This is a genomic window from Paenibacillus sp. FSL H7-0716 (genome assembly GCF_038002705.1).
GTDB lineage: Bacteria > Bacillota > Bacilli > Paenibacillales > Paenibacillaceae > Paenibacillus_AQ > Paenibacillus_AQ odorifer.
On sequence record NZ_JBBODA010000069.1, the window covers coordinates 1 to 7,526 of the forward strand.

Below are 7,526 nucleotides of genomic sequence, written 5' to 3' on the forward strand. Positions count from 1 at the left end.
CGAGCTCGGCATGTGTATTTCTTGGCCGGACTTAGAATATATCATGTATAGAGATCCATTGCAAGAGTTTTTTTATATAAAATCAAAAGCATAAAACATCATCTATGTATTATCGTATTATACTAACTACCTCCACTTATCATCTAATTATCTAGAAAGTAAAAAAAACAACTGCAGAAGATGACAGTTGTTTTTTAGAAGAAGCTTAGACGATTCTAGATTAATTCCGCTTCCTTCGCTCCAGTAATTACGGCAACGATATTGCTACGAAGTGCCTCCGCATTGTGCGCTTCGTATGGATCCACTTTGAAAACAACAGCATCTGCAATGAAACCTTCTGCAATTTGTCCCAGCTCGTTACCGCTCCCCAGAATATCAGCAGCACTTTTAGTCGCAGCCTGCCACGCTTCTCTCCGAGTTAAGCCATAATCAATCAATGTATCCAGTTCTTGAAGGTTATAGCCATGTAGTGCAGGTGTGGCATAATCTGTACCGAATCCAATACGAACGCCTTCTCTTTTTGCATAATGAATGGCCTTGGAATGACATTCGGCAGCGCGGGCAGCTCGGTCGCAAATGATCGGGTTCAACGCTAGAACGCCTTTTGGGTCTGCAGCAATACGATAAATTGATGTGGTGGGCACAAACGCTACCCTCGAGTTAGCAAGTCTACCTGCCTGATCCTCAGTTAGAAACATCCCGTGCTCTATTGATGCCACGCCGGCCTGGATGGACCAGTCTATCGTCACACCACCCCAGGTATGAACCAGTACCTTCTTATCATGGGCATGTGCATTACGAACAATGAACGCGAACTCTTCTTCGGAAAAGATCGGGTCAACGACTTTCTCGGTAGGTGCTCCAAGCCCGCCTGTGGCCATGATTTTTATCCAACCCGCTCCTGTAGCAAAGATTTCCTCCATGCGTTGTTCTAAATGCTTGAGACCACAGGCATCTGCAGCTCCAATCATATCGCTGCTGGTCTGCACTCTTAATGGATGCTGATATTGCTGAACAAGATGCTGCACTGTGCTCGGCAGAATCCCACCTGCATCACGGGCAGTCGTTACACCCGTCCTAAGAGTAGCTTCAAAAGCTTGTGCCTGCATAATTTCGATCTGGTTGGCATCGCGCTTCAATTGATCAGAGTGGTCAAAATCTGTCCAAGCTAAATGCGTATGAAGATCAATAATACCCGGACTTAGCCACAGATCTGTTCCTGCAAGATTTGACTCCACTTGATGCGGCTCCGCTTCAGTAATGGATGAAAAACGACCATCCTTTATCACGACATCAAAACGTCTGCCTTCGATACCTGCTATAAAAATATCATTGAACGTTTGCAGCTCTGGATGCTTATGGATCATCTTCATTCCCCCCATGCCAGCCGAACAGCTGCTAATGCCTGAACAGGGTCTTGTTTCAGCAGTTCGGCAAGCGTGGATATAGCCTTCTCCACACTTTGCCGCTCAGCATTCGTTCCAAAATGGTTGATCCGTAGAAGATGACCAAATAATTCTCCGTCTCCGGGAGCCACAATGCCTATAGGCTGCTCAATCCGCAACTCTTGCTTTCCAGAAATCCGCACCGTTGTAGTCAGCGTAGAATAATGTCTGCTGTCCTTTTGCCAAGGCTCAAGCCCCAAGGATTTAATACCAGCTACAGCAGCTGCTGCGGCTCGCTCATGGCGTTTGATTACTTGATCCAATCCTTCTTCTTCAATTCGTGTCAAAGCTTGAACCAAGGCTCTAGCCTCCAGCGTAGGAATGTTTGGGGCAACCCGCAATGGCTCGGCGTCTCCCAGTGATGCTTTCAGATCCAGCAAGGATAAAATAGAATTGCGTGGAGCATTTTCATTCGACTCAAGAAATTCCCAGCCACGTGGAGAAATACTTACGGCACTAACTCCGTTGGGTCCAGCTAAGGCTTTTTGCGCACCTATAACTGCAAAATCAACGGACCATTCATCCACCAGCAGGGCCTCTCCCCCAACCGCAGATACGGAGTCCGACACAGTAATAAGATTGAATTCTTTTGCAATTTCAAATATTTCTTTAGCAGGATTAGAGCCTCCAGTAACCACTTCAGCTTGAACAAAAGAAAGGGCACAAGGTTTAAACTCCTCAATCGCGGAAGCAACCTGGTCGCTAGTGACCACTTCATCAAAAGGAACCTTTACTTCAACAACCGTTGCTCCACCCCGCTCAAGCCATTTTCCAAATAAACTTCCATAGGGACCTGTTACTATATTTACAATGGTTCGACCAGGTGCAGCTATTCCGGCGGCTACCGCCTCGATTCCCAGAATTGCCTCGGCCGGGATGATAACCGGAGGGTGCTCAGTAAACAAGACTTTGGAAATCAAATGTGTTAGCTTATTATACTCAGCCAGTGAAAGTGGCACATATCCTTTATGTTCTCGGTTCATAAGAAAACCTCCTGATGTACTTTATTTTGGCATTTTCGGAACCGCCGACAACAGCTCATAACTGTATTTATGTTTAGGACGGATAAAGAATTGGTCCCGCGGACTCTGCTCCACGAGCTTTCCTTGCCGCATAACTGCTACCGTATCACTAATTGCATTGATTACTCCTAGATCATGAGAAATAAAAAGCATGGTGAGATTAAGCTCAGCCTTCAGCGTATTGAATAGTTCGAGCACGCTAAGCTGCACAGATACATCCAACGCACTTGTAGGTTCATCCGCGATCAGGATGCTTGGCTCAACACTTAATGCACGAGCGATCGCTATCCGTTGACGCTGGCCGCCGGAAAATTCATGTGGGAATTTGTCTAACGCCTTTTCTTCTAAATGAACTTGATTCAAAAGCTCTTTGCATCTTTGTTCAACACCTGCACGCCCCACTATTTTATGAAACAATAAGGGCTCGGAAAGAATTTGCCTAATCGAATGTTTAGGATTTAGCGAAGCGTCTGGATTTTGGAAAATCATCTGGATTGTTTTGTGCTGCTCACGGCTTCTTTTCTTTTTTAATTCTTGGGTACCCAACAGAATCTGCCCCTCATTTGGGGCAATCAGTCCAGCAATTACTCGCGCCAGCGTTGATTTCCCTGATCCGGATTCTCCAACCAGCCCAAGGGTGGTGTGCTGCTCAAGATTCAGATTGATACGATCCAGTGCAGTAAAGCCGCCATAATGAACAGTTAAATCTTTTATTTGCAAGGCTAATTCCATGAGTCTCTACTCCCTTCAAGCTCTGGCAAAGGAAGCACCGAATCAATCAGCATCTGTGTGTAAGGGTCTTTCGGATTTTGCAAAATATCAAGGGTATTGCCCTGCTCAACAATCTGTCCCTGTTTCATTACACATAGCCGTGAACACAAGTTTGCTGCAATCGCTAGGTTATGCGTAACAAATACCATGGCAAAACTGAGCTCATGCTGGAGGCTCGTGATCGTCTCAATAATTTGCCGTTGAACCGTGACGTCCAATGCTGTTGTCGGCTCATCACAGAGAAGTATGCCTGGCTTACACGCCAGTGCCAGAGCGATGACTACCCGTTGACACTGACCGCCTGACAGCTGACTCGGATACCGGTCCTTTTTCTTCAATGAATCGGGGAGACCAAGCCTTTCGAGCAGTTCCAGTGCAATTACCCGCGAAGTCTTACGGCTTACTCTCTGTCTGTAATACACAACTTCAGCCAGTTGTTTGACAACCGTACAGAGGGGATCAAGCGCACCTCTTGGATCTTGAAATACCATCGCACTGCTTACGCCACTTTTAATGGTGCCGCCAGTCTGTTCAACACCATTTGGAAGCAAGCCTAAAATTGCACGCAGCGTAAGCGATTTTCCTGATCCCGATTCACCTACTAATCCCAGACTCTCCCCTTTACCCAGCGAAAAACTAACATTATTGACTAATCTCTCATTTGACTTAGCTGCCAGCGATAGCGCCTCTATTTCTAAAATGGGTTGTATAGACATTATTTTTTCCTCCATATGTCTGCCAAACCATCACCTAGGAGCGACAAAGCTATCCCCGTATACACCACTGCAAATCCCGGAACGGCCGAGAGCCACCAAGCTGTAGTGATGAAGGGCTGTCCATCTGAAATCATTGTCCCCCAGTCAGGAGTTGGCGGTGTAATGCCGATACCAAGATACCCGAGCGTAACAATGGCAACAAGCAATCCAATCATATCTGTCATAAGGACGACCACGGCTTGCGGAAGTACATTCGGCAGGAGATGACGCAAAATAATTTTCACTCCTGGTAGCCCTAAGGTTTGAGCGGACGCCACCCATTCCTGATTGCGAAAAGAAGCACTAAGACCTCTCACGACACGTGCAAAGACTATCCATCCTACAAAGATAAAAGTAATATAAATGCCTCGTTCTCCTGCTCCACTTGCAAAAGCCACGATAATAACGATCAGATAAAAAGGAAAGGCGATGAATGTATCTGACAACAGCGTAATAACTGTATCGATCCATTTGCCGTAATATCCTGCCAGCATTCCTAGAAATATACCTGTGCAAAAGGGAATGATTTCTGCCAAGACCATGATTTTCAAATCAGTCCTCGCTGCATAGATCAGTCTAGTAAACAAATCACGCCCTAATTGATCAGTTCCCAACCAATGTTCGGCTGACGGAGGCTGTAAAAAGGCACTCAAATTTTGCTTAGAAGGGTCATAAGGACTTATATAAGGTATAAACACAGTCAAGAGAATAAGAGCTGCAAACATAATAATTCCCACTAAAAGTGAAGGGGTATTCCATATTCGCTTTAAGCCGCTTGTTATCTTACCGCCTTCATACAATCGCGAGTCTAGTCTTATAGTTTTCATTGTTTTCCTTTCGTTCTGGGATCAAGCCACCAGGAAATGATTTCAATCAAGAGACTGATGATCACAACAGATAGCGCACAGTAAAGTGCTATTCCTTGAATAACCGGAAAGTCCCGTTTCGAAATTGAAGTGAACAATAAGCTGCCAATTCCCTTAATTCCAAATACCTGCTCAACGACCAAGGTGCCTCCGATTAAATAAGAAATATTCACACCCAGCAGCATTAGCGTAGGAAGAGCAGAGTTGCGCAGCACATGTTTAAATAAAATAACCCTGTTTGGTATGCCCGCAGCCTTAAGGGTGACTACAAAATCCGATTCTAACACTTCAAGCATCTGTGCTCTTAATGAACGAACAAGCGTAGGAACCTGTGAAAAAGCAACAGTGATTGCTGGAAGTGCAAGACTATGCAAGGTTCCGACCCAGCCTTCACTTACACCCCCAACAGGGAACCAGCCAAGCCGGACACTAAAGAGCAAAATTAAAAGTAAGCCAACCCAGAAGATTGGCATACCTAGAGTAATTGTAGGAAAAATTCGTATCAAATGGTCCAGCAGTTTATCCTTATGCGTAGCGGCTACCGTAGCGAGCAGAAGGGATACAAAAATCGCCAACACACAAGCCATCACGATGAGCAGCAAAGTAACAGGGGCCCGTTGTGTAATCAACTCTTTTGTTGATGTCCCCATAATAATGGAGTTTCCAGTATCTCCTTGAGTAAACAGCGTCTTCACAAATCGGATGAATTGCTCCCATAAAGGGAGGTCCAGCCCAAGAGTATGATGCATACTCTTGAGCGCCTCAGGGGTACTGTATTCTCCCAAAATCATTTTTGCCGGATCTCCCGGCACGATTCGAATGATGAAAAAGACTGCTATCATTACGCAGAAGATCACTGCCAACGCTTTTATAAGAGATATCACAAGCCAGTTGTAAGAGCCCTTGCTTCCTTTCGGTTGATTTAACGCCTGCTTAAGATTCGTCATTGGCTGATGCGGACATCTTCGAAACGGGCACTGCCGTTTGGTAGAACAACGAGACCGTCAACTGAAGAACCAATACCTTTTAAAACATCTGGATAGTAAAGCGGAATATAAGGAACTTCATCAGCAAGGGTCTGCAGCAGCTTAGTATAGATTTGTGCACGTTCATCGCCATCCGCAGTTTTTTGTCCCTCATATAGAAGCTTCGTTACTTCATCATTTGTATAATGCGTCCAATATGATTTGCTGAAGCCTTCCGGATCGGTTTGGAAAGCAATAATTGAGTTTGCTTCAGGGGAATCCGCTTGACCGCTATTCAGCATTGCCGCAAAATCATATGCGAAGAAACGTTCACGGAAAGTGGCAAGTTCAATCGATTCAATCTCAATCTTAATCCCGATCGTTTGACCCGCTGCCTGAATAATTTGTGCCTCTTGAGCTCTTGTGCTATTACCGGATGCTACAAGTAATTTGGTAGTGAAGCCATTAGGGAAGGCAGATTTTGCAAGCTCCTCCTTGGCTGCTTCGATATTAAAGTTCAGTGCTTTGATTGTATCATTTGCGTTATAAGGAATCGTTGTTGGCAGCAATGAGTTTGCTGTTTGTGCATAACCAAAGGTTAGCGCCTTCGTCAAGCCCTCACGATCAAGTGCCAGAGCAAGAGCGCGACGGACATGCACATCAGAAAAATGTTCATCCAACGTATTAAAGAACAATTGCTCTGTCACCCAACTACCGTTAGTAATTACTTTAGTGTCAGCCCCATCTTTAATCTCATTGGCATTTTGCAGAGCCAAAGATTCAATAGCATTAACTTCTCCAGCCTTCAGCTGGTTAATCGCTTGGCTGTCATCTTCAATTAGCTTATAAACGAGCTTATCAATATAGGGTTTACCTTCTTGCCAGTAGAATGTATTCTTAGTGAAGGTCAGATCACCTGCAGTGTCCCATGTTTCAACAACAAAAGGTCCCGTACCGATTGGTTTCTTGAAGAATTCTTCTTCGGATACTCCGCCGAAATTGTTAGGAAGGATACCATTTGAGAAATTAGATAGCTCCGAGATAAATGGTGTATAAGGCTCTTTAAGTGTAATAACAAGCGTTTTGTTATCTTGCGCTTTGATTGTGTCGACCTTTGCGGATATTGCCAGCGGTCCGCCTACCTTCAAGTGCCGCTCAAGAGAGAATACAGCATCTTCTGCGGTCACATCCGTACCATTGGAAAACTTCAAACCATCACGAAGCTCGAATGTATACGTCAGTCCATCTTCACTGATATTATGTGACTTAGCAAGCCAATCTACAATTTCACCTTTGCTGTCAAAAGCGACTAACGATTCAAAGACTTTGTCGATTGCAAAAGCATTGTTGGACGTAATCTGATTATGCAAATCCAGCGAAGTTACAGAAGCAGGTCGTCCATAGACGAAAGTTCCTCCCGTTGCAGGTTCTGCAGTTTGAGGACTTTGAGTTGCCGGACTGGCACTTTCCTGTGCCTCTTTATTTGAATCAGCCTTATTATTAGACCCCGAGCACCCTGCAATTAACATCAATAGCAAAACTGCTATTGCCCCCAACAGAATCGGTTTCTTAATAGATACACTAAAGTACGACATAATTCGCTCCCCCTATAATTCTTATATGTTTAGTATGAATTGTATTATGGGTTAAACACTCTAGTCTGTCAAACATAATTTAATTTGCAACAATCCTAAAGTAAATA

Annotated in this window: 7 protein-coding genes; all 7 read right to left on the reverse strand. The window is 44.7% G+C overall.

The window, feature by feature from the left end:
- Positions 1-215: 215 nt before the first annotated feature.
- The 7 genes from MHH60_RS33005 to MHH60_RS33035 are packed head-to-tail and all read right to left on the reverse strand — an operon-like array spanning position 216 to position 7,419.
- Positions 216-1,367: an amidohydrolase family protein gene (locus MHH60_RS33005; protein ID WP_076139071.1), complete on the reverse strand. Its 1,152-nt coding sequence runs from the start codon at positions 1,365-1,367 to the stop codon at positions 216-218.
- Between the two features lie 2 nt (positions 1,368-1,369).
- A complete protein-coding gene (locus MHH60_RS33010) occupies positions 1,370-2,428 on the reverse strand; it encodes a pyridoxal-phosphate-dependent aminotransferase family protein (RefSeq protein ID WP_076139070.1) in 1,059 nt (352 codons plus the stop codon).
- Between the two features lie 21 nt (positions 2,429-2,449).
- Entirely contained in the window at positions 2,450-3,199 is a 750-nt protein-coding gene (locus MHH60_RS33015; RefSeq protein ID WP_076139069.1) for an ABC transporter ATP-binding protein, read from the reverse strand.
- Positions 3,190-3,954, reverse strand: a complete 765-nt coding sequence (locus MHH60_RS33020; protein ID WP_076139068.1) for an ABC transporter ATP-binding protein — start codon at positions 3,952-3,954, stop codon at positions 3,190-3,192. Before MHH60_RS33020 ends, MHH60_RS33015 begins: the two co-directional genes overlap by 10 nt.
- Positions 3,954-4,820, reverse strand: coding sequence for an ABC transporter permease (locus MHH60_RS33025; RefSeq protein WP_111502126.1), 867 nt, complete (start codon positions 4,818-4,820; stop codon positions 3,954-3,956). The genes MHH60_RS33020 and MHH60_RS33025 overlap by 1 nt, the downstream gene beginning before the upstream one ends.
- The gene (locus MHH60_RS33030; RefSeq protein WP_076139066.1) at positions 4,817-5,806 is read right to left on the reverse strand and encodes an ABC transporter permease; all 990 of its coding nucleotides are present in this window, start codon (positions 5,804-5,806) and stop codon (positions 4,817-4,819) included. The genes MHH60_RS33025 and MHH60_RS33030 overlap by 4 nt, the downstream gene beginning before the upstream one ends.
- Positions 5,803-7,419: an ABC transporter substrate-binding protein gene (locus MHH60_RS33035; RefSeq protein ID WP_076139065.1), complete on the reverse strand. Its 1,617-nt coding sequence runs from the start codon at positions 7,417-7,419 to the stop codon at positions 5,803-5,805. Before MHH60_RS33035 ends, MHH60_RS33030 begins: the two co-directional genes overlap by 4 nt.
- Positions 7,420-7,526: the final 107 nt, after the last annotated feature.